This window comes from Niveibacterium terrae (assembly GCF_048213115.1).
Classification (GTDB): Bacteria; Pseudomonadota; Gammaproteobacteria; order Burkholderiales; family Rhodocyclaceae; genus Niveibacterium; species Niveibacterium terrae.
In genome coordinates this window covers 135251-156301 of sequence record NZ_CP172404.1, presented here as the reverse complement: position 1 = coordinate 156301, position 21051 = coordinate 135251, and the positions used below count along the sequence as shown (strand labels likewise).

Sequence of the window (21051 nt, the reverse complement as noted above, 5' to 3'; positions counted from 1 at the left end):
CGCCCGAGAACCGAGCCAGGAAAACTCATGCCCACCGCCCTGATCGCCGACGACGAACGCCTGATGCGCGAGCAGATCCACCTCGCGCTGAAGGAAGCCTGGCCCGAGCTGGAGATCCTCGGCGAGGCGAAAAACGGCGACGAAGCCGTCGCGATGGCCGAAGAGTTGAAGCCGGACATCGCCTTCCTGGACATCCGGATGCCCGGCCGCTCGGGGCTGGAGGCGGCACGCGAAGTCTGCCTCCACGCCCACGTCGTCTTCGTGACCGCTTACGACCAGTACGCGGTCGAAGCATTCGAGCGCGGCGCGGTCGATTACCTGATGAAACCGGTCGACCCGGAAAGACTGGCGCGGACGGTGGAACGGCTCAAAGCCAGACTCGTCGAGCCTCCGCCCGACCTGAACCAGATGCTGCTTCGGCTCTCGAACACGCTCTCCGGCGGGCAGAGGAGCTATCTGAAGTGGATACAGGCCAGCGTCGGCAATGCGCTGAGGATGATCGCGACGCGCGAAATCCTCTTCTTCACCTCGGACGAGAAATACACCCGGGTTCAGACCGCCAGCTTCGAAGCGCTGATCCGCAAGCCGATCCGCGAGCTGGTCATCGAGCTCGACCCGGACGAATTCTGGCAGATCCACCGCGCGACCCTGGTCAGGGTCGACGCGATCACGGCAGTCATCCGCGACGAGCGCGGCCACCTGATGGTTGGCATCCGCGGCCTCAGCGAACGGCTCGAAGTGAGCCGCAGCTTCAACCACCTGTTCAAGCAGATGTGATTCAGGCCGGCGCCCGGGGCAGGATCAGCCGGGCGGTGAGGCCCGCCCCGACGCAGTTCTCGAGCTCCAGTCTTCCGCCCATGTCGGCGATCAGGCGATCGACGATCGCCAAGCCCAGGCCGCTGTGGCCAGAGCCACCGCGCGCCGGATCCAGACGCGAGAAGGGCCTCAGAGCTTCAGCAAATTCAGCCTCAGGAATGCCGCGGCCGTGGTCGCTGATCTCGATCAGCACCTCGTCGCCACGGGTACGCAGGCGAAGCGCGACCGGCTCGGCCCCATAAGCGAAAGCGTTGCCAAGCAGGTTCTCGATCGCGCGCCGCAAGGCCGCTGGCTTGACCACCGCGGTCAGCTCCGCCTCCAGATCCAGGGCAAGTCCCTGTTCGCACCAGGGCTCACACATTTCTTCGAGCAGCAAGCCCAGATCGCGCGCCTCGGCGCGCTCGCCCTGCCCTCCCCCGGCGAAGAGGCGAAACTGCTCGAAGATCTCGCTCATCTGTGCGAGCTCGCGCAACATCGCTTCCTTGCGCTCCCCTCCGGCCAGCTCGATCTGCAGCTGCAGCCTTGTGATCGGAGTGCGCAGATCGTGGGCGATTCCGGCCAGCATCGTCGTGCGGTCGCTCTCCAGTCTCTTCAGGCGATCGAGCATCGCATTGAAGTTTCCGGTCAGCGCGCGGATCTCGCTCGATCCTTCCGCGGCCAGAGGCTTGGCTTCGCCCTGCCCGCCGACCTGTGCCAGGGCTTCGCCCAAGCGGCGCAGCGGCCGATTGACCTGCACGACCAGGAAAAGCGCCGCGACGAAAGCCAGCACGAAACCGACTCCGGGAATCACCAGAACTCCGTCGGACCAGCGATCCGGAGTGGGAAAAGGAACCGCAACCCACAGCCAGCGTTCGGGCTCTCCAACGAGGCGCACCCAGAGACCGGGACCGCCAGGACCGTGCGCGAAGTGAAATTTGACCGCTCTGCCTAACTCAAGATCGAGAGCCTGGGACAGGCGATGGTGCATCTGTTCGGCGAAGGGGTCGCGGCGCATCCCTTCCTTGCGCGGAGAATCCGGATCGATGGGTTCTCCACGAGTCGGAAAATCGCGATGCGGTGGGCGTGCCTCGTTGCTCCGCAACGGAGGCTCTCCACGTTCAGCGTCGGGCAATTCGCGGAAACGAGGACCACCCTCACCGCCATGCCACCTCTGCCCGGGCGGTAGCCCCCCCAAGTGAAGCCGGGAACCCAGGCCGGCCACGGAGCCGCCGAGCTTCACCTCGCTCTCGACCTGGCGCACCTGGGCCGCAACCGACGCGGCCAACTGCCCGGTCCTCGCTTCGGCGAGGCGAGTCTGGAAGAACCAAGTCATCAGGCTGTAGCTGCCCATCAAGGCCAGCAACAGGATCAAAGCCAGGCGCAGGTTCAGCGAACCCAGCCAATGCTTCACGCGATGGCCTCACCCGACTCGGGCACGAAGACGTAGCCGACGCCCCAGACGGTCTGGATGTGCCGGGGACGGGTCGGGTTGGGCTCGACCAGGCGGCGCAGACGCGAGATCTGAACATCCATGCTGCGCTCGTAGGTTTCCGCTTCGGGACCACGCGCCAGCTCGATCAGACGCTCGCGCGTCAGCGGCTGGTGCGGATGGCGAGCCAGCGCCGCGAGCAGCGAAAACTCACCGGTCGTCAGCTCAACCCTCTCCCCTTCGCGCCACAGGCTACGGCTCGCGAGATCGAGACGGCAATTGCCGAAGCTGACGATCTGCCCGTCGGGCAGCGGTGCTCCCGGGGTCGGCATCCGGCGGCGGCGGAGCACCGCATGGATACGGGCAGCCAGCTCGCGCGGCAGGAAGGGCTTGCCCAGATAGTCATCAGCGCCGGTTTCGATGCCGATCACACGATCTATTGGATCGGAGCGTGCCGTCAGCATGATGATGGGCACTTCATCGCCCATCCCTCGTATCCTCCGGCACACCGAAAGACCATCCTCGCCCGGCAACATCAGGTCGAGGACGATCAGGTCGGGACGCTCGCGCGGCAGGCGCCGCAGGGGATCCGCCGCATCGGAAAAGGTCCGCACGTCGAAATTCTCGCGGGCGAGATATTCGGCGAGCAGGCTGCGCAATTCAGGGTCGTCGTCGATGACCCAGATCAGGGAGGATTGGCTCATGGTGGCAGTCTAACGATTCGCAGCAACAGGCATGTTGTGCACTTCTTTCAGAGTATGACTCACCGCCGGCTTTTGCCGAAGAGCCGTGGCTTCGCACCATTGTCAGCCCAGTCGCCCATGAAAAGTGCAGCGTTCCCCCTCTCTCACTGAGCAGAACCCGGAAAACGGCGCTTTCCCCATCAAGCAAGGATGGCCTCAGGCTTGCTTATAGGAGGCATAGGAAAACACCAGGTTTGCAAAGCGGGCGGCAGGCTTGTGCCCGCTGAAAGGGCCTCATCCCGTCCGGGACGGGGCGATTTCACGATGGCCACCATGGGTGGCCTGCTCACGGGAGAAGCTGATGGTCAAAGCACGGACACTGGTCGCACTGATGTTGGCGCTCGGCGGCACCGCCACCCAGGCCGCACCACTCGAAGTCAAACTGGGTTTCGCCGCCCCGCTGACCGGCCCCCAGGCACACTACGGCAAGGACATGCAGAACGGCGTGCTGCTCGCGATCGAGGAAGCGAACGCCGGCAAACCGAAGATAGGCGGCAAGGAAGTCCGGTTCGTACTGCTCTCCGAAGACGATCAGGCCGATCCGCGCAGCGGCACCGTCGTTGCGCAACGCCTCGTCGACGCCGGGATCAAGGGAATGCTGGGCCATTTCAACTCCGGCACCAGCATCCCGGCCTCAAAAGTGTATGCAGCCGCCGGCATCCCCCAGGTCTCGATGGCGACGTCCCCCGTCTATACGGAGCAGGGCTTCAAGACGACTTTCCGGATGATGACTTCGGACACCCAGCAAGGCTCGGTGCTCGGCCGTTTCGTCGTCTCCCGCCTCGGCTTCAAGAACCTCGCGATCATCGACGACCGCACCGCCTACGGCCAGGGCCTGGCCGATCAGTTCGAGAAGGCCGCCAAAGCGGCCGGCGCGAAGATCGTGGCCCGCGAGTTCACGACCGACAAGGCTGTCGATTTTTCGGCGATCCTGACTCGCATCAAGCCGACCGGGGCTCAGGCGATTTTCTATGGCGGCTCCGAAGTCCAGGCCGCCCCGATGGCGAAGCAACTGCACCAGTTGGGCTTCCGCACGACCTTGATCTCCGGAGAGATGGTCAAAAGCGACGGCTTCATCAAGCTCGCTGGCGACGCCGCGGAAGGGGTCGTTGCCTCGCTGGCCGGTCTGCCCCTCGAAAAGATGCCCGGAGGGGCCAGCTATGTCGCCCGCTACGAAAAGCGCTTCGGGTCCAGGGTAGAAACCTACTCGCCCTACGCCTATGACGGCACCCAGGCCCTGATCGCGGCGATGAAGAAGGCCAACTCGGTCGAACCGGCCAAATACCTTCCCCAGCTCGCGGCGATCAAGCTCGCCGGAGTCAGCAGTGGCCAGCTCGGCTACGATGCGCGCGGCGATCTGAAACAGGGTGGCATCACGGTCTATCGGGTCAGCAAAGGCAAGTGGGAAGTGCTGGAAAGCTTGGGCAAATAAGTCAGGACGGGCGGCGCGGAACGCCGCCCGGACACGCTCAGTAAGCGGGAGGAACGTCCATCGGGAAGCGGATCGTCTCGTTGAGCAGAATGCTGCTGGGCAGACGCAAAGCCTTACCCGAAGGCGGTATCGGCAGCTCGAACCACTTCCGGTAGATCTGCCGGATCTCGCCCGAGCTCATCAGGCTCTTCAGCGCGGCATTGACCTCGGCGCGAAACGCCACATCGTTCTTGCGCAACATCAGCGCTACGGGTTCCACGGTCAGCTTCTCATCCGAGACCACATAGCTGTCAGGATCGGGCAGCGTTGCCCTCAGGCCATAGAGGATCACGTCATCCGTCACAAAGGCATCGACCCGCCCCTGGACGAGCTGTGCGAAAGATTCGCTCTGCTGAGGAAAAACCTGGATCGCGGCAATGCCCAGAGCCTTGCTGCTGTTCCACTGACGGATCTCGGTCTCTCCGGAAGAGCCCGCGGTCACCGCGACGCGCCGGCCCTTCAGGTCGGCGAGTCCCCTGACCCCGATCTTGCGCGGGGAAAGAATCTTCATGTACGAAAAGAAGATCGGATATGAGAAATCGACGTGCAGGAGGCGCTCACGCGTCAGCGTCGAAGAACCGCATTCGAGGTCCACTTGCTGGCTCAGCAGTTTGGGAATCCGCTCCGCGGCATTGACCGGAACCTTGACCATCTTCAGGCCAGGAATCGCCTTATCCTTGGCGAGTCTCTCGACGATTTTCTGGCAGATATCGACCGAGTAGCCGACCACCTCGCCATTGGGCAGGCGATAGGCGAAGGGCACCGAAGAATCGCGAACACCAACGCGCAGAGTCTGGCTGGCACGGATCGAGTCCAGGGTTCCGGCCGCCAGGGCGGAAGAGACGGGGGCTCCGAGCAGCAGCACAGCAAAGAGAGTGCAGAGTGGTTTCACGGACACACCTCCAATTATGCAAATCGCTTGATTATGCCGAATCCCGGATCGCCGGCCGACCTAAGCCGCTCCGGATCCTTCGCCCGTTCAAGCTAAACTGCCCGACATTCTTCAAATTTACGGCACGACAGGCCTAGGCCTTTACTGGATCCTGACATGGCTTCACCAAATCTGACTCAGACCCGCATCGACAAATGGCTGTGGGCAGCACGGATGTTCAAGACTCGCACGCTGGCGACGACGGCCGTCGATGGCGGCACGGTTCATCTGAACGGAGTACGGGTAAAACCGGCCCGCGAGGTCAAGGCCGGCGACCGGATCCGGGTCAGCACCGAAACGGGGGAGCGCGAGCTGATCGTCGTTGCAATCGGAGAGCGCCGGGGCTCTGCCCCCGAAGCCCAGAAACTCTATGAAGAGACCGCCGAGAGCATCGCCCGGCGCGAAGCCGCAAGAGAGGCCAGGCAGCTCGGCGTCGAGCCGGCGGGCGAGCGCCACGGCCGCCCCACCAAGCGCGATCGGCGCACTATCGAACGCTGGCGGGATCAGTAGCGCCGCGCACGGGCAGGCCCGTCAGCAAGCGGGCGGCGACGAGACCGTTGACGAGTCCGAAGATCAGCGCCGAAGCGCCCAGGACAGGGGACAGCGCGAACACTCCGTCGTGAGGCACCAGCCACAGCCGCGCCAGAGCGAGCTGACCGCCGATATGCGCAAAACCGGCGGCAAGGCTGGCCGTGACCGGCCCAAACCAGCGCCGGGGCAGCCGGGAAGCGATGCCCAGCACGGCAAGGCTGGCGAGTGATCCAGCCAGACTCAGGAAGAAGCCCGGCGCGAGAAACTGACCGAGCAGCAGGCTTGCCGCGAAGACCCTGAGCAGCGCGACCCAGGCCGCATCGCGCCAGCCCCAGCGCCACAGCACGATCAGCACAACGATGTTCCCCAGGCCCGGCTTGACTCCAGGCAGAGGCAAGGGAATCGCCGACTCGGCAACCGAGAGCAGGATCGCGGCTGCCGCGAAGTGCGCGATCCGCACGTCCTGTTGATCGGGAACGAGTTCGATCTCGGTGCGCTTCATCTCAGTAACCCAGCGAGTCGTACTGGCGGCTACGACCGAGCACGGACAGAGTAACCTGGTTCGGCGCGCAGATCGCAACCGCCCCCGAATAGGCAAGCCAGCCCTGGCGCACGCAGTACTGACGGGGGCCCGGATCGCGGGCGACGCGCGCCCGCCCCGGCTGAATCTCGATACGGGTCAGCCCCAGCGGGCCGCTGACCGTGAAGACGCGCGGGGCGTCGAGCGGCAATTCGGCGACCAGACGGCCACCGGCACGAATCTGGGCCTTCTGAGGCTTATCGGCGCTCCAGAAATGCAGGCCCAGAGCCAGCACAGAGATCAGCCCCAGGGCGAGGCTCAGCCAGTCTCCGGGTCGGATCAGGCGGAGCCAGAACGCTCCGCTCACGAGCGCAGCGTGCGATGGCGGAGCAGAACCCTGACCTGATCGCGAAAACGCGCGGCGAGCGTCTCGGCGATATAAACGCTGCGATGCTGGCCACCGGTGCAGCCGATCGCGACGGTCAGATAGCTGCGCGAATCGCGCATATAGGCCGGAAGCCAGTGATCGAGATAACTGCCGATGTCCTCGACCATCCTCCCGACTTCATCGTGCGCAGCGAGAAAATCGATCACCGGTTGGTCGCAGCCGGTCAGCGCGCGCAGGGCCGGATCGTAGAAGGGATTGGGCAGGCAGCGCACGTCATAGACCAGATCGGCGTCGAGCGGGATGCCGTGCTTGAAACCGAAGGATTCGAAGAGCACGGTCAGGCCTTCGGCCGGCTCGGCATCGATGATGTCGCGAATCCAGCCGCGCAGCGTATTCGGATGCAGGTCGCTGGTATCGATGCGCTGACCTAGTTCGCCGACCGACTCGAGCAGATCGCGCTCGCGCTCTATCGCTTCGAGCAGGGTCGTGCCATCGTCGGCCAGCGGGTGACGACGCCGGGTTTCGGAAAAACGCGCGATCAAGGCCGTGTTGCGCGCCTCGAGGAACACGAAGCGGACATCCTCGACGAGACCGCGCAGGGTCTCCACGGTCTGCGGCAAAGCCTTGAGGCTGACTCCGCTGCGCACATCGACAGCGACGCCAACCCGGCTATAGCCGGATTCGCGCAGGTGCACGACCAGTTGGGGCAGCAGAGTCGCGGGAAGATTGTCGATGCAGTAGTAGCCTGCATCTTCGAGGACGGCAAGCGCGATACTCTTGCCGGAACCCGACAAACCGGAAAGCAGGATCAGTTGCATGATGGGGGCGGTCTCGGAGGAAGCGTCGCTAGTATAAGGAAAGCCCGGCTCCTGAGGGGGCTCACTGCTCAATCGTAGGCTCGGCTCAGAGCCGCCTCAGCTTGACCCGTCGCCCCTTGATAGTGCCAGTGCCCAGCTTACGAACCACCCCGTCGGCGAACTCGCGCGCGACCGCCGCATAGGTCTGGGCCTCCATCACGGCGATCTTGCCGACCTGCTCCCGGCTCAGGCCGACACCGATCAGAGCGCCCAGCACGTCGCCGGGACGAATTTTGTCGCGGCGACCGCCGAGGATCTGCAGCGTCGCCATCTCGGGCAGCAACGCTTCGCTGCGGTCGGAAAGTTCCTCCAGAGCCTTCCAGTCGAGCGAAATCGCTAGGGCCGTCGCGATCGCCTCCGCCCTCCCCCTCTGTTCAGGCGCAACCAGGCTGAAAGCCCAGCCTTCGGCATCACCGCGCCCGGTCCGACCGATCCGGTGCAGGTGCACATCCGGATCGGGACTCAGATCGACGTTGATGACCGCTTCGAGCTGGGCTATGTCCAGCCCCCGGGCCGCAACATCGGTCGCGACCAGCACCGAACAGCTGCGCTGCGCGAAACGCACCAGGACCTGATCGCGCTCGCGTTGCTCGAGCTCGCCGTGCAGAGCGAGCGCAACAATGCCCTCGGCCTGCAGCGCTTCGACGAGTTCGCGGCACTGCTGGCGGGTGTTGCAGAAAGCGATGGAGCTCGCCGGACGATAGTGGCGGAGCAGGCGGACGACTGCCGCGAAGCGCGTTTCGGGCGCAACTTCATAGAAGCGCTGACGGATCTTCGACGCGTCGTGCGCACTCGCCAGCTTGACCGTCTCCGGCTGTTTCAGGAAGCGGCTCGCCAACTCCGCGATATCCTCGGGAAAAGTCGCCGAAAACATCAGGGTTTGCCGCAGCGGCGGGCAGCGCGATGCGATCGCAGCGATGTCATCGTGAAAGCCCATGTCGAGCATCCGGTCGGCTTCATCGAGCACCAGGGTCGCCAGCCGTCCGAGGACCAGGCTGCCGCCCTCGAGGTGGTCGAGCACTCGCCCGGGCGTGCCGACGACGACGTGGGCGCCGTGCTCGAGGCTCATCCGCTGCGGACGGATCGGCGTCCCCCCGCACAGAGTCATGACCTTGATGTTGCCAATCGCGCGGGCAAGAAGACGAATTTCGCCGCTGACCTGCTCGGCGAGTTCCCGAGTCGGACACAGCACCAGGGACTGAACCGCAAAGCACGGCTGATCGATTTTTTGCAGCAGCGGCAGAGCGAAAGCCGCGGTTTTCCCCGAGCCGGTCTTCGCCTGGGCGATCAGATCCCGGCCGGCCAGAGCCGCGGGCAGCGCCGCGGCCTGGATCGCCGTCATGGCCCGGTAGCCGAGCTGGTCGAGATTGGCGAGCTGGGCCGGGGCGAGCGGCAGGGAGGCAAACGAGAGGGCGGCGGAATCCGGATTCGGGGCAGTTTCGGTCATCCGCGGATTATCCGGCTTTCCCGCCGGGGACGGAAAGCTTTCCCTGGCTCAACGGACCGCGATTACGCCCGGTTGAACTCCGCTGGTCGTCACCGTAGCCGTCGACAGCTTCGTCAACGCCCCGCCGGAACCAACCAGGTACTGCGAAACCGTCGCATCGGTGTAGTTCGTCGCATAGACGTAGCTGCCATCGGGGCTGATCGTGACGCTGAGCGGATTAGTTCCGCTGGCGATCGTGGGCACCGTCATCGCGGTCAGCTTGCCGCTGGCGATGCTGTACTGCGAAATCGTGTTGCCGCTGAAGTTGGCCACATAGGCGTACTTGCCATTGGGACTGACCGTGATGCTGCGCGGCGAAGAGCCGGTCGCAATACTGGCGGGGCTCATCGCGCTCAGCGCGCCAGTGCTGCCGATCGCAAACTGAGCGATCTTGTTGCTGTCGGCGAGCGTCACATAGACGTATTTGCTGTCCGGGTCGATCGCGATCGCAATCGGCGAAGTACCGACTGCCGTTGTACTGACGCTGGCCGTCGCCAGTGCGGTCAAGGCACCGCCACTGCCAATGCTGTACTGCGAAATCGTGTTGCTGCCCTGGTTTGCAACATACAGATAGTTTCCATCCGGGCTGACTGCCAGCGCATAGGGATTGGTCCCGGCGGCCACCGAAGGCGTCGCCATCGCGCTGAGCTTGCCGGTGGAACCGACCGTGAACTGCGAAACACTCGCGCTGCCATAGTTCGCGGCATAGACGTACTTGCCGTTGGGGCTGACCGCGAGGCCGTAGCCGGCACTGTCCGTGGCTACCGTGCCGAGCGCGGTCAAGGCGCCCGCGCTCGAAACCGAATACGCGGTCACCGCGGCAGAATTCATATAGCTCGCATAGGCGTACTTGCCGTCGGATCTCAGCGCAATCGCGAAAGGCTGGTAGCTTGTGCCGACGGTGGCACCGCTCAAGGGACTCAGCCCACCGTCCGTGCCTTGGCTGAACTGGGCCAAGGAATAGCCACCCGAATTGGCCACATAGGCCATGTAGGCGCGACAGCTCACGACGACATTGCTGACCTCGCTGCCGCCGCTACCGCTACCGTTGCTGACCGAACAGGTTTGCCCCTCGGGCTGGGTCGCGACCGTGACCTCGTAGTTTCCGGTCGTCGAACCGAAGGAGAAGCTCGTCGCACCGGAAGCGATGGCCAGCGTGTCACTGCCGTTGGCCAATACCAGACCGTCGCGGCTCAAGCCGCTGACCGTTCCGCCCAGCGTGTACGGAGTCGTACTCGAATTGCTCGAAGCTCCACACGCGCAGAGCAGGGCGGAGATGACGAGCGGGAGGGCAGGACGCAGACGGATGGGCACGATGGACATTCCATACTAAGGCGGTGGCCGGGAAGTCTACTCGCGCAAGCAGGCTCTCTGCAACGGCCGTCATGCACAGCTATGCACGGATATTTCTCGGGAGAGCGGCGATCCCCGCCACGCAAACATTTCGCCCCCTGAAAATATATGTTGCTTTATTCGGCGAAATGCCTCACCTTACGCCTGCAGTTCATCAAGCAGTGTCCCTGTTGTTTGCTAAGTACCGTCCGCAGTTGGTATTCCTGCCTTCACCGTTCCGCCGCCTTGACGACCCGCCTCTCTAGGGCAAGTCCCTAATATTTTTTACTATCTGGAGATTTAAACATGGCCAACGGCACTGTGAAGTGGTTCAACGATTCCAAGGGCTTCGGATTCATCACCCCGGACGACGGCGGACAAGACCTGTTCGCGCACTTCTCGGCTATCCAGGGCAACGGCTTCAAGTCGCTGCAGGAAAACCAGCGCGTCAGCTTTGACGTGACCCAAGGACCGAAGGGCGCGCAAGCTTCCAACATTCGTCCCGAGTAAGAAGGGGTGGCGGACGCATTCCTGCGTCTGCAGACCGCTTGCTCCGGCCTTCGCCCAAGCGAAGGCCCCAGTAAAAGCCCGGCTGATGCCGGGCTTTTCCATTTCCGAATTCCCCAAAGGAGTCTTCATGGCCAAGGAAGAAGCGATCGTGATGAACGGTCAAGTCACCGAAGTTCTACCCGATGCGCGCTACCGCGTCACACTTGAAAACGGACACCAGCTGGTTGCCTACACGGCGGGCAAGATGCGCAAGCACCGCATCCGCATCATCTCCGGCGACAAAGTGACGCTGGAACTCTCCGCCTACGATCTGAGCAAGGGCCGCATCACTTTCCGCGCGATCGAAAATCGCGGCCCTTCGACCGGCGCTCCGCGCCGCCGTTTCTGATCCTCTACAGATCCTCCAGCGGGGGCGCAATAAGCTCCGCATAATCGTAGAGCGCGCCGAGGATTGCTTCACCGCGCTCATCCGCCGTCTCGCTCAGTTCATCGATGCGGTCGAAGAAAGCGTTCAGCGTCCTCCCCCCACCTCCTCCGCGATGCAAAGTCGCGACCCGGTGCTCTTTCCAACGCCCAAGCTCGGCCTCGCTTAAAGTCGCCGGGAAATTGCGGGCACGATAGCGGAAAAGCAGCTCTTCGAGCCGTGAATCGCTGAAACTGACCCGCTCCGCCGCGAGTGCATCCGGCGTCATCGAGCGCAGATGTTCGAGCAGGCGGCGATCGTTGTTGCCGACAAAGCCGCCGTACAAATCCTCGTCCACATCGGCGCGCTGATCGCTCGCCGGACGGACGAACACTTCCCGCCAAAGCGCGTTGAGATTTGGACCGCGCCGGGCGATTCCAGCATGCTGCAGCGCCAGATCGAAATCGATTCCCCACTTCTCGGCGATCGCCGGCGACAGAGTCCTCAGGTTGGCGATCACGATCGGCGACTTGTTGATATGTATCGTCTTGATCGGCAAACGGCTCACGCCTTCGGGAAGATCCTCGGTTCGGACGAACAGGCGCTCGCGGATCGCCGCCGCATCGAGTGCAAAGAGTTCGGCCGGATCCTGAGCCAGATCCCAGACGATGAGCTCGTTCTTGTTGGTCGGGTGCACGCCCAGAGGCCAAACGATCGCGATGCAGCCACGCTCAGGCCCGAACATCCCGGAGATGTGCAGGAAGGGCCGGGGATTCGCCGGATCGATCTCGGCGAGTACCGCATCCTTCTTTCTGAGCTTCAGGCAGAAATCCCATAGCCTGGGCTGAAGGCCGCGGATCAAGCGGGCCAGAGCGATCGTCGCGCGAACGTCGGACAGCGCATCGTGCGCCGCTTCGTGAAGAAGGCCGTTCGCGGCGGACAGGTGCTCGAGCTTGAAGGAAGGCCGACCGTCCTCGTGTTTGGGCCAGACGATGCCGTCGGGGCGCAGCGCATACATGCAGCGGACCACGTCGAGCAGATCCCAGCGCCCGCACTCGTTCTGCCATTCGCGCGCATAGGGGTCGATCAGGTTGCGCCAGAACAGGTGACGGGTGACTTCGTCATCGAAACGCAGCGTGTTGTAACCGAGTCCCACGGTTCCCGGCAGAGCCATCTCGTGCGCGATCGCCGCCGCAAAAGCGTGCTCGGGCAGCCCACGTTCAAGGCAGATCTGGGGCAGGATTCCGGTCAGCAGGCAACTCTCCGGATCGGGCAGGTAGTCGGGAGCCGGTTGGCAATAGATCATCTTCGCCTCGCCGATCTCGTTGAGTTCGGCGTCGGTGCGGATCCCGGCGAACTGCGCCGGGCGATCGCGCCGCGGCTGAACGCCAAAAGTTTCGTAGTCGTGCCAGTAGAAGCTGAGGTCGGCCATGAGCGCAAGCGTAAGGGAGGTTGGACGGAAATTCTACGCAGCTGGACGGCCATGCCCGGGGAAAGCCTACCCAGCCGGACTCCCGTGTTTGACCCCCATCAAGGAGCTGCGCCGCAGCCCACGGCCCGGCGATGACGAGTGCCTATCGTCTAAATCGGTCGAACGCAAAGGGAGGCGTGGTGAATCTCGATTTCGGAGACGGAATGGCGGCCATCGGGCTTCTCGTGCTGATCCTGAGCCTGGCTCTGAGGCGGGATCTGGGCTCGCGCACCGTGATCGACCTGAGCTGGAAAGGCTTCGCGCTCAAAGCCGACGCCTTCGGCCTGCTCCTGCTGCTCGCCGCCGCGGCGATCGGCGTCCCTGCGCTGACGCATTTCCTCGACCTCAACGCGCAGATCACAGCAGTCCGGATGGAGCGCGATGAGAGCCGCGCCGCGCTGGCAGCGCTGGGCAACCTGACGGTGAGCCTGAACTTGGTCTTTCCGAGCGAGAGCTCGCCGAACGTCATCAGGCTGCAGTGGAAAGGCCATGCTTTCGTGACGCGCCGTGGGGTCCGTGAAGAGATCCCCCACGACGATCACGCCCGCTTCATCGGCGGAAAGGGCGGAATCCAGGTCGAACTCAATGACCTGCATCTGGGCGATCTGATCCGGATCGAACTCGTGGACGGAGCACGCCGCTGGATCAGCGCATCGGTTCCGGTCGGCAATGCCGACCTGGCGATGCTGGTACAGGAGAATCCCTGATGAGGCGCGGATCGCTCTTGCTGATCGGACTGATCGCGCTGCTGCTTCCGGTGCGCGAAGCAGCGGCCGAGCTGGGCTCTTTCCAGAGCACCCGCGCGGTCGGCAATGGCCGCTGGGAATGGACGATCGCGATCCGTGCCGATCCGGCGACTCTGCGCGAGATCTTCTGCGTCGAGTACTCGCTGGAACCGACTTTCCCTCACCCGGTGCGAAGGGTCTGCACGATCGGCAATCCCCGGACCCCTTTCGCAACCCGCGGCGCCGCCTGGGGTAACACACGGGTCGACATCCGGGTCTTCACCCGCAGCGGCAGGATTCTGCTGCTCCAGCACCAGCTTCGCCTGAACTGAGCGCTCCCCTGCCGAGCCGGAGCAGCGTGATCTCGGACGGCGCGCCAAAGCGTTTGGGAGGCCCCCAGTAGCCGGTTCCACGGCTGACATAGACCCACAGCTCGTCCAGCCTGTGCAGCCCCGCCGTGAAGGGTTGCTGCAGCGGGACGAAGAAATTCCAAGGCCAGAACTGCCCCCCGTGGGTGTGACCGCTGAGCACGAGCGCGAAGCCAGCCTTGGCGGCCAGCGGCGCCGAACGCGGCTGATGCGCGAGCAGCACCGCGACGGCCTCAGAGGGCGCACCCGCGATCGCGGCGTGCGGATCGCTGCGCCGATCAGGATCGATGTGATGCGCATCGTAGTCGGTGACGCCCGCGACGACGAGGGCGGCTCCGCGATGATCGAGGACGACATGCTCGTTCATCAGCACGGTCAGCCCCAGGCGCTCGACCTCGGCGATCCAGGCCTCGGCTCCGGAATAGTGATCGTGGTTTCCGGTCACGAAATACGCACCGTAGCGCGCCAGCAGATCGGCCAGAGGCGCGGTGTGTTCGGCCAGTTCGGGCACGCCTCCGTCGGCGAGATCTCCGGTCACCGCGATCAGGTCGGGGTGCAGCTCATTGACCCGGCGCACAATCCTCTTCAGATAGTCGCGTTTGATCGTCGGTCCGACGTGAAGATCGCTGATCTGCGCGATCGTGAAGCCCTCCAGAGCCTCGGGAAGCCCGGAAATCGGCACGTCGACGCTGACGACCCGAGCCGTGCGCCGCGCGTTCAGAAAGCCCGATCCGCTGGCCAGAAGCGCGAGGAGGAGCACACCCCAGGCCGAGTCCTGAGTCAGCGCGGCGGACGAGCCGCCCGCCAGCGCCACGAAGAAGAGCAGAAGGTCGCGCAAGAGGCTCAGCACCAGCAAGGATGAGAACAGCCCCATCGCCAGCATGCCGGCCCAGCCGAACACGTCGGCGAGCCTCTTCCGGCGCATCCGCGGCGCGGCCAGCGCAGCAGGCATCAGCAGAAAGGACAGGGCGAGCAGAACCCCGCCCAGCCAGACGCCCCCCGTGGAAAGACCCAGGGCCGGCAGCAAGCGCCACCCGAGATACGCGTGAAGCAGCGCGAGGACGACGAGCACGAAGACGATCAGCAGACGGGAGGGCATGGCGCCAGACAGCGGTGAGGAGACGTCTGCTCAGATCGGGGTGGCGCGGGCCAGTTCCAGCCCCTTTTGGTAACAGGATGCTGGAACCGCCCGGGAATCAGGCGCTCGGGTCCTCGCCCGACTCCACCTTCTTGTCCCTGCCCCGCATGAAGAACTTCAAGGCCACGCCGCCAAAGGCGAAGACAGCAAGAATCGCCAGCTTGGCAAATTTGGCGGCGAAAGCCAGGGCCAGCGCAAAAAGGCCCAGTTTCTTCGCGGCTACACCGGCCACCAGAGCGGTCAGACCGTATTCGGCCACCTTGTCGGTCGAAGCGCTGAAATCGCTGTAGCGCTTGCCCTGATTGAACTCCAGCGCCGACAGCAGCGTACGCGCCGCCGGCTTGTCCGCGTCGAGACTATTCAGCGCCGTGACGAGGTTCATGCTGAAGTAACCATCGCGGCCCAGCGCGTAAGTGTTGTAGTTCACCCCCTGGGGTTCGTTCGCGCCAGCGCCTTTCTCGCGCGAAGACATCGCCCACACCAAGCGGTGAGAGGTCGAATCGTAGGCCGGTCTTTCGGCCCAGCCGAGGACTTCCAGCCCCCGGTCGCCGTTTTTCTCGCGCTCCTCGTTGGCCTTTTCCGTGCCTTCACGATAGCTCTTGAGCAGATCGTCGGCGTTCCAGTCCCGCGCATCGTCATCCTTGACGTAGCCCGCCTTCTCGAACTGGACGGTCATGAACCAGTCGCCTTTTTCAGGAAAGACCAGGCCCTGAAGACGCGGGTTATTGCCCGGATTGCCCATCACATGCAGCACTTTTGAGGCGTGCGGCTCGGCAACAAAAAAGTAGCCGGCAGGAAGCTTCAAGACGGCTTCATCCATCAGCTTGATCTCTCCTGGGCCATCGGTGGCGGCGGCGCGCGCAGCGGCAAAGATCTGCCGGGCATTCTCGCGGTCACCACTGGATGCTTCGGCCAGGCCGAAGACCATCGCCAGCACGCACAGCGCGCAACGGACAACAACATGCAACATCAGGATCTCCTTGGGATCTTGCCGCACCAGCGGCTGCAGGGCAGCCTGAATACCATGTGAATACCGCGTCGCCCTTGACCGACATCACGGCAGAGCCAATGCCTCTGGCATTTTGTTTGCCGGCATATCCTTGCAGCTTTTCTTTCCCCTGATTGAGAGACGCACCCGCACGGCACTGGATACCGGCAGCTCAGCCCAGCTACCATGTCGAAATGCCCCCTCTTCCCCCCTGCCTGGCCGGCTATCCGTCCGAACTCACCGAGCAGATCCTGCGCCTGATCGCCGAGGACAAGCTCGCCGCGCTGCTGCGCAAGAAATATCCGCATGTCCATGAAGTACGCAGCGACCGCGCGCTCTACGACTACGTCAGCGCGCTGAAGTCGGAATTTCTGCGCAAGTCCGAGCCCCTGTCCCGGATCTGCTGGGACGGCACGCTGCATGTGATCCGCAACGCACTGGGCACCCACACCACGATCTCGCGCATTCAGGGGGGGCGGCTCAAGGCCAAGCGCGAGATCCGCGTCAGCACGCTGTTCCGCGAAGCGCCCCCCGAATTCCTGAAAATGATCGTCGTCCACGAGCTCGCCCATCAGAAGGAGCGCGCGCACGACAAGGCCTTTTACCAGCTCTGCAGGCACATGGAACCGGCCTACCACCAGTACGAGTTCGATTTCCGTGCTGCGCTGTGTCTGATCGAAGCCTCCGGCCAAAATCCTTGGCAAGGCAAGGATTCGCAAAAATCGCACGAAACTGTCATCTCCACGCCATAATGGACGCAGAGGCCGGCAAGACCCCGCCAACCTCTGACCTTATAGCCAAACAGCCAATAGCTGGGAGACTGCTATGAAACGCATCTTGATGTTGTTTGCCTGCCTGCTCGGACTGGGGCTGACTCTGCCCGCCAGCGCCGTCGATTACGCCGTCCCTGCCGACCCCGTCGCCTTGCAGCAACTGCGCGACCGCCTGAAGACCGACCGCAAAGGCGTCATCAGCGAGAACATGAAGCTCTCCGAAACCGAAGCTTCGCACTTCTGGCCGCTCTACGGCGCTTTCCAGCGCGAACTCGAAGTACTCGGTAGCCGACGCACCACCACTTTGCTCGAACTGATCCAGGCCAACGGAACGGTCACGGAAGCCAATGCCCAACGGATGTACTCCGAGCTGAACGCCATCGCAGCGGCCGATGCCGAACTGCGCCAGCGCTACTTTGCCAAATTCGCGAAGGCGATCACACCGATCAAGGCAACGCGCTACTACCAGATCGAAGCACGGATCAGCGCCTTGAACCGCCTCGACGAGAACTTCGCGATCCCGCTCGTTCACTGAGCAGATTCGACGGCGCAGCGGCCCGCTGCGCCGCTGAAACCCTCAACAGATACGACCGGATTGATTCATTTCGGGTAGGCGAAGCGGCAATAGGGTATCGTAGCTTCCTTCTTCTACCCCCCGGAACAAAATGGACGCCGCCCAATCATTCGACGCCCAGGCCTTCCACCCGGAACTTCCCGGGGGCCGCTGCAGCGGCCGCATGACGGTCTTTCACGATTCGCTGCGCTTCGAAGGCGCGGACAGCTCGGTACTGCTGCCGCTCTCCGGCTTGCAGCCAAGCCTGGGTGGAGCAGGAAACCGACTGGTCTTCCTCAGCCATTCCCGTCATCCCGACTGGCGTTTCTACGTTTCCGACCCGGCCTTCCTCGCCGATCCACGGCTTCGCGAGCACCCGGCGTTCCAGCCGCTTCTGCTCAGCCGCCGCCGACACCGCGCCAAGGGCTGGGGAGCCATCCTGTTCGCGCTGGCGCTTCTGGCGCTGATCCCGTTCGCCGCCTATCTGTCGCTGGACACGCTCAGCGCCGTCGTCGCCAATCAGGTACCGGCGAAATGGGAGGAATCGCTGGGCAGGACCGCGATCACCCAGTACAAGGTCCAGAAACGCTTCCTGCCCGAGCGCGAATCCGAAGCCTTGCTCCGCCCTCTGGTCGCCCCCTTGCTCAACCAATCCGGGGATCGCCGCCCCTACCATTTCTACGTCGTCGACGATGGCGAACTCAACGCGTTTGCGCTGCCCGGCGGCTACATCGTCGTCCATTCCGGGCTGATCCTGAAAGCGGCGAAAGCCAACCAGCTGCAAGGCGTTCTGTCCCATGAGATCACCCACGTCACCGAACGGCACGGCTTGCGCACCGTAATCCGCAGCGTCGGCATCTATGTGCTCGCCCAGGCCCTGATCGGCGACGCGTCCGGCCTGCTCGCCTCGCTGGCGAGTGCGGCGCCGCTGCTGGTCAACCAGAAGTATTCGCGCGACTTCGAGCGCGAGGCGGACCGCAAGGGTGTCGAACTGCTCTACAGCGCGAAGATCGATCCCGAAGGTCTGGCTGCCTTCTTCGCGACGATCCGCGATCAGCAGCGGCGGCAGCTCGAACAGATCGGCAAGGCCGGAGAAGCCGCGCGCACTGCCAATGCGTATTTCGGCTCCCACCCGGACTCGGACGAACGCATTTCGACTCTGCGCACACGCATTCAAAAACTGCCCGCCCAAGCCTGGCGCGACGACAGCCAAGCCTTTTCGGCGCTCCGCAAGCGGGTTCAGGATTTCATCAGCAAACCTATGGAAAACCGTCAATGAAAGCGGAAATATGCGGCAGCGATGCCTTTGCCTATATCGACGTTGAGCTGGCTCCCGGCGAAGGAATCACCGCCGAGCCGGACGCGATGAGCAGCATGTCAGCCGACCTCGATCTGAAAGCGCGCTTCAACGGTGGCTTCTTCACCGGCCTGATGCGCAAATGGTTGGGAGGAGAATCGCTGTTCATCAGCCACTTCTCGAACAACACGAACGGCGCTCGCCGGCTGACTCTGGTCCAGCCAACCCCGGGTTCGATCCGGATGCGGGAGCTCGCCAATGAGAGCTTCTTACTGCAGCCAGGCGCCTATCTGGCCAGCACCGACGGGCTCAAGATCGGCGTCGGCTTCGCCGGTTTCGTCTCGTGGATCGCCGGCGAAGGCCTCTTCCGCATCGTCGTCCGCGGCAGCGGCAAGCTCTGGTACGGCGCCTACGGCGCATTGCTCGACCGGGAAATCGATGGGGAGTACATCGTCGACTCCAGCCATCTGGTCGCCTACCCACCCGGCATAAAACTCAAACTGCAACTGGCCGGAGGCCTCTTCTCCAGCTTTTTCGGCGGCGAGGGACTGGTTACACGCGTCGTCGGACGCGGCCGCATCGTGATCCAGACTCGCAGCGTCAGCGGCCTGACCAGCTGGATCAACCCTAAGCTGCGCTGAGCAGGAGAAGAGCATGAAAATCGAATTCACCCATCGCCCCGGCAACACCGCAGCCTGCCTGCGCCTGGCTCCCGGCGAGAGCTGCACCACCGAAGGTGGCGCGATGATCGCGATGAGCGGCAATCTGGACGTTTCGACGACGACGCACAAGCGCTCGTCGGGCGGCCTTCTCAAGGCCGCCAAGCGCCTGTTAGGCGGAGAGTCCTTCTTCCTGAACCATTACCGCGCCGGCAATGGCGAAGGCGAAGTCTGGCTGGGTTCGGATCTGGCCGGGGACATGTTCGAATATACGCTGGACGGCGACACGCTGCTGGTTCAGGCCGGTTCCTTCGTCGCCTGTGAAGAGGGCGTCGAGATCGACACCGGTTGGCAGGGCTTCAAGAACCTGCTCTCGGGCGAGAGTCTGTTCTGGCTTCGCCTGTCCGGTCGCGGCAAGGTCGTGTTGAACTCCTTCGGTGCGATCTACCCGATCGCCGTTGCGGGCGAACACATCGTTGATACAGGGCACATCGTCGCCTTCCAGGAAACCCTGGATTTCTCGCTGACCAAGGCCGGCAAGAGCTGGCTCCATTCGCTGCTCGGCGGCGAAGGCCTGGTTTGCAAGTTCAAGGGGCAAGGCACGGTCTGGTGCCAGTCGCACAATCCGAAGAGCTTCGGCCTGTCGCTGCAGCCCGATCTGAAAAAGCGCAAGTGATAAGGACAAGACGATGACATTCAAGGTCAATGTGACCGGCTTTGGCGCGGGCGATCGCGCCGCCACCGTGGCCGGATTTGCCTCGGCATTCAAGCTCGCCCCCGAAAAAGCCCAAGCGCTGCTCTCCTCCCTGCCCCGGTCGATCAAGAGCGGGCTCGACGCCGAGACTGCCGAGCGCTATCGGCTCACGCTCGAAAGGATCGGCCTGGAAGCCGAAATCACCGCCGAGGCTCAGTTGTCCCCTGCCGAAGCCCGCACGCCGGCTCAGCGAATCGCCGGGGAAGAAGTCCCGCAACCCGGTCTTCCCTTCACGATCGAAGCCAGGCCGGATTTCGCCTTCCTGACCGTCAAGCTTCCGGCCGGCGAAACGATCAAGGTCGAAGCCTCGGCGATGGCCACGATGGACACCCATATGAAGATGAAGACGAAGATCAGCGGTGGCCTGAGCCGTCTGCTGACCAGCGAGTCGATCTTCATCAACGAATTCACTGCGGAGAACGCGCCCGGCGAAATCGGCATCGCACCGGCCGCTCCGGGCGATCTCGCGCACGTCTATCTGAACGAAGGCGACGTGCTCTTCCTGCAGAACGGCGCTTTTGTCGCCTGCGCGCCCGGCGTCAAGCTGGAGAGCAAATGGCAGGGCCTGGTCAAGGGTTTCTTCTCGGGTGAGAGCTTCTTCCTAATCCGCGCCTCCGGGCACGGAGACCTCTGGTTCAACACCTACGGCGGCATGATCGAAAAGGATGTCGACGGCGAATACGTCGTCGACACCGGCAACATCGTCGCCTTCAGCGAAGGCCTGGACTACAAGGTTGAAAAGTTCGGCGGTTACAAGTCCTTCTTCTTCTCCGGCGAAGGGCTCATCTGCCGCTTCCGCGGCAAGGGACGGGTCTGGATACAGACTCGCACGACCGGAGCCCTGCTCAGCTGGGTCGAACAGTTCCGCCTGAGCAAGAAGAGCGATTGAAGCCCCTCCCCACCGACAACAAAAAGGCGCCACGCGGCGC

24 protein-coding genes are annotated in these 21051 nt (G+C 63.5%); 13 read left to right on the top strand and 11 right to left on the bottom strand.

Translation table 11 applies throughout. The annotated features are described in order from the left end of the window. Window positions 1-27 precede the first annotated feature (27 nt). Window positions 28-777, top strand: a complete 750-nt coding sequence (locus ACHFB9_RS00715) for a LytR/AlgR family response regulator transcription factor (protein ID WP_417069058.1) — start codon at window positions 28-30, stop codon at window positions 775-777. 1 nt (window position 778) lies between these two features. Here the strand turns inward: ACHFB9_RS00715 and ACHFB9_RS00710 are convergent, their stop codons facing one another. After that, window positions 779-2206 (bottom strand): ATP-binding protein, encoded by a 1428-nt coding sequence (locus ACHFB9_RS00710; protein ID WP_417069057.1) that lies wholly within the window; start codon window positions 2204-2206, stop codon window positions 779-781. Further along, a complete protein-coding gene (gene ompR, locus ACHFB9_RS00705; protein ID WP_417069056.1) occupies window positions 2203-2928 on the bottom strand; it encodes a two-component system response regulator OmpR in 726 nt (241 codons plus the stop codon). Before ompR ends, ACHFB9_RS00710 begins: the two co-directional genes overlap by 4 nt. A 340-nt stretch (window positions 2929-3268) precedes the next feature. Between ompR and ACHFB9_RS00700 the strand changes: the two genes are divergently transcribed. Further along, window positions 3269-4399, top strand: a complete 1131-nt coding sequence (locus ACHFB9_RS00700; protein ID WP_417069055.1) for a branched-chain amino acid ABC transporter substrate-binding protein — start codon at window positions 3269-3271, stop codon at window positions 4397-4399. Between the two features lie 37 nt (window positions 4400-4436). Here ACHFB9_RS00700 and ACHFB9_RS00695 read toward each other — a convergent pair whose 3' ends face one another. Then, entirely contained in the window at window positions 4437-5330 is an 894-nt protein-coding gene (locus ACHFB9_RS00695) for an amino acid ABC transporter substrate-binding protein (RefSeq protein WP_417069054.1), read from the bottom strand. Window positions 5331-5486: 156 nt separating this feature from the next. On the opposite strand from ACHFB9_RS00695, the gene ACHFB9_RS00690 reads away from it, so the two are divergent. Next, complete coding sequence (locus ACHFB9_RS00690; RefSeq protein WP_417069053.1) at window positions 5487-5879, top strand: RNA-binding S4 domain-containing protein; 393 nt, start codon at window positions 5487-5489, stop codon at window positions 5877-5879. On the opposite strand, the gene ACHFB9_RS00685 is transcribed toward ACHFB9_RS00690, so the two are convergent. The 5 genes from ACHFB9_RS00685 to ACHFB9_RS00665 form a co-directional block, all read right to left on the bottom strand. Further along, complete coding sequence (locus tag ACHFB9_RS00685; protein WP_417069052.1) at window positions 5854-6402, bottom strand: Gx transporter family protein; 549 nt, start codon at window positions 6400-6402, stop codon at window positions 5854-5856. The two genes, ACHFB9_RS00690 and ACHFB9_RS00685, sit on opposite strands and share 26 nt — an antisense overlap. 1 nt (window position 6403) lies before the next feature. After that, a complete protein-coding gene (locus ACHFB9_RS00680) occupies window positions 6404-6787 on the bottom strand; it encodes a NusG domain II-containing protein (RefSeq protein WP_417069051.1) in 384 nt (127 codons plus the stop codon). Further along, window positions 6784-7626: an RNase adapter RapZ gene (gene rapZ, locus ACHFB9_RS00675; RefSeq protein ID WP_417069050.1), complete on the bottom strand. Its 843-nt coding sequence runs from the start codon at window positions 7624-7626 to the stop codon at window positions 6784-6786. The genes ACHFB9_RS00680 and rapZ overlap by 4 nt, the downstream gene beginning before the upstream one ends. An 85-nt stretch (window positions 7627-7711) precedes the next feature. Continuing rightward, window positions 7712-9112, bottom strand: coding sequence for an ATP-dependent RNA helicase DbpA (dbpA, locus tag ACHFB9_RS00670; protein WP_417069049.1), 1401 nt, complete (start codon window positions 9110-9112; stop codon window positions 7712-7714). Window positions 9113-9160: 48 nt separating this feature from the next. Continuing rightward, on the bottom strand, window positions 9161-10465 hold the full coding sequence (locus ACHFB9_RS00665) for a lactonase family protein (protein ID WP_417069048.1): 1305 nt from the start codon (window positions 10463-10465) through the stop codon (window positions 9161-9163). Between the two features lie 324 nt (window positions 10466-10789). On the opposite strand from ACHFB9_RS00665, the gene ACHFB9_RS00660 reads away from it, so the two are divergent. Both ACHFB9_RS00660 and infA read left to right on the top strand, forming a co-directional pair. Further along, a complete protein-coding gene (locus ACHFB9_RS00660; protein ID WP_417069047.1) occupies window positions 10790-10993 on the top strand; it encodes a cold-shock protein in 204 nt (67 codons plus the stop codon). 127 nt (window positions 10994-11120) lie between these two features. Further along, window positions 11121-11381 carry a translation initiation factor IF-1 gene (gene infA / locus ACHFB9_RS00655; protein ID WP_417069046.1) on the top strand — a complete coding sequence of 87 codons (261 nt, stop codon included), beginning with the start codon at window positions 11121-11123 and terminating at the stop codon, window positions 11379-11381. A 4-nt stretch (window positions 11382-11385) separates the two neighbouring features. Here the strand turns inward: infA and sbcB are convergent, their stop codons facing one another. Continuing rightward, a complete protein-coding gene (gene sbcB / locus ACHFB9_RS00650) occupies window positions 11386-12828 on the bottom strand; it encodes an exodeoxyribonuclease I (RefSeq protein WP_417069045.1) in 1443 nt (480 codons plus the stop codon). Between the two features lie 179 nt (window positions 12829-13007). Here sbcB and ACHFB9_RS00645 point away from each other — a divergent pair, with 179 nt between their 5' ends. Together ACHFB9_RS00645 and ACHFB9_RS00640 are read left to right on the top strand one after the other, a co-directional pair. Next, entirely contained in the window at window positions 13008-13574 is a 567-nt protein-coding gene (locus tag ACHFB9_RS00645; RefSeq protein WP_417069044.1) for a hypothetical protein, read from the top strand. Then, window positions 13574-13924 carry a pYEATS domain-containing protein gene (locus ACHFB9_RS00640; RefSeq protein WP_417069043.1) on the top strand — a complete coding sequence of 117 codons (351 nt, stop codon included), beginning with the start codon at window positions 13574-13576 and terminating at the stop codon, window positions 13922-13924. Before ACHFB9_RS00645 ends, ACHFB9_RS00640 begins: the two co-directional genes overlap by 1 nt. On the opposite strand, the gene ACHFB9_RS00635 is transcribed toward ACHFB9_RS00640, so the two are convergent. Both ACHFB9_RS00635 and ACHFB9_RS00630 read right to left on the bottom strand, forming a co-directional pair. Continuing rightward, window positions 13872-15059 (bottom strand): metallophosphoesterase, encoded by a 1188-nt coding sequence (locus tag ACHFB9_RS00635; RefSeq protein ID WP_417069042.1) that lies wholly within the window; start codon window positions 15057-15059, stop codon window positions 13872-13874. The genes ACHFB9_RS00640 and ACHFB9_RS00635 overlap by 53 nt on opposite strands. Window positions 15060-15156: 97 nt before the next feature. Then, a complete protein-coding gene (locus ACHFB9_RS00630; RefSeq protein WP_417069041.1) occupies window positions 15157-16068 on the bottom strand; it encodes a DUF2167 domain-containing protein in 912 nt (303 codons plus the stop codon). Between the two features lie 212 nt (window positions 16069-16280). Between ACHFB9_RS00630 and ACHFB9_RS00625 the strand changes: the two genes are divergently transcribed. From ACHFB9_RS00625 to ACHFB9_RS00600, 6 genes are all read left to right on the top strand, one after another. Further along, a complete protein-coding gene (locus ACHFB9_RS00625) occupies window positions 16281-16838 on the top strand; it encodes a YgjP-like metallopeptidase domain-containing protein (protein ID WP_417069040.1) in 558 nt (185 codons plus the stop codon). A gap of 73 nt (window positions 16839-16911) precedes the next feature. Further along, window positions 16912-17394, top strand: coding sequence for a hypothetical protein (locus ACHFB9_RS00620; RefSeq protein WP_417069039.1), 483 nt, complete (start codon window positions 16912-16914; stop codon window positions 17392-17394). A gap of 130 nt (window positions 17395-17524) precedes the next feature. Further along, the gene (locus tag ACHFB9_RS00615) at window positions 17525-18691 is read left to right on the top strand and encodes a M48 family metallopeptidase (protein WP_417069038.1); all 1167 of its coding nucleotides are present in this window, start codon (window positions 17525-17527) and stop codon (window positions 18689-18691) included. Then, window positions 18688-19350 carry a TIGR00266 family protein gene (locus ACHFB9_RS00610; protein WP_417069037.1) on the top strand — a complete coding sequence of 221 codons (663 nt, stop codon included), beginning with the start codon at window positions 18688-18690 and terminating at the stop codon, window positions 19348-19350. Before ACHFB9_RS00615 ends, ACHFB9_RS00610 begins: the two co-directional genes overlap by 4 nt. Window positions 19351-19363: 13 nt before the next feature. Further along, a complete protein-coding gene (locus ACHFB9_RS00605; protein ID WP_417069036.1) occupies window positions 19364-20044 on the top strand; it encodes a TIGR00266 family protein in 681 nt (226 codons plus the stop codon). Window positions 20045-20057: 13 nt separating this feature from the next. Next, entirely contained in the window at window positions 20058-21011 is a 954-nt protein-coding gene (locus tag ACHFB9_RS00600) for a TIGR00266 family protein (RefSeq protein WP_417069035.1), read from the top strand. Window positions 21012-21051 lie beyond the last annotated feature (40 nt).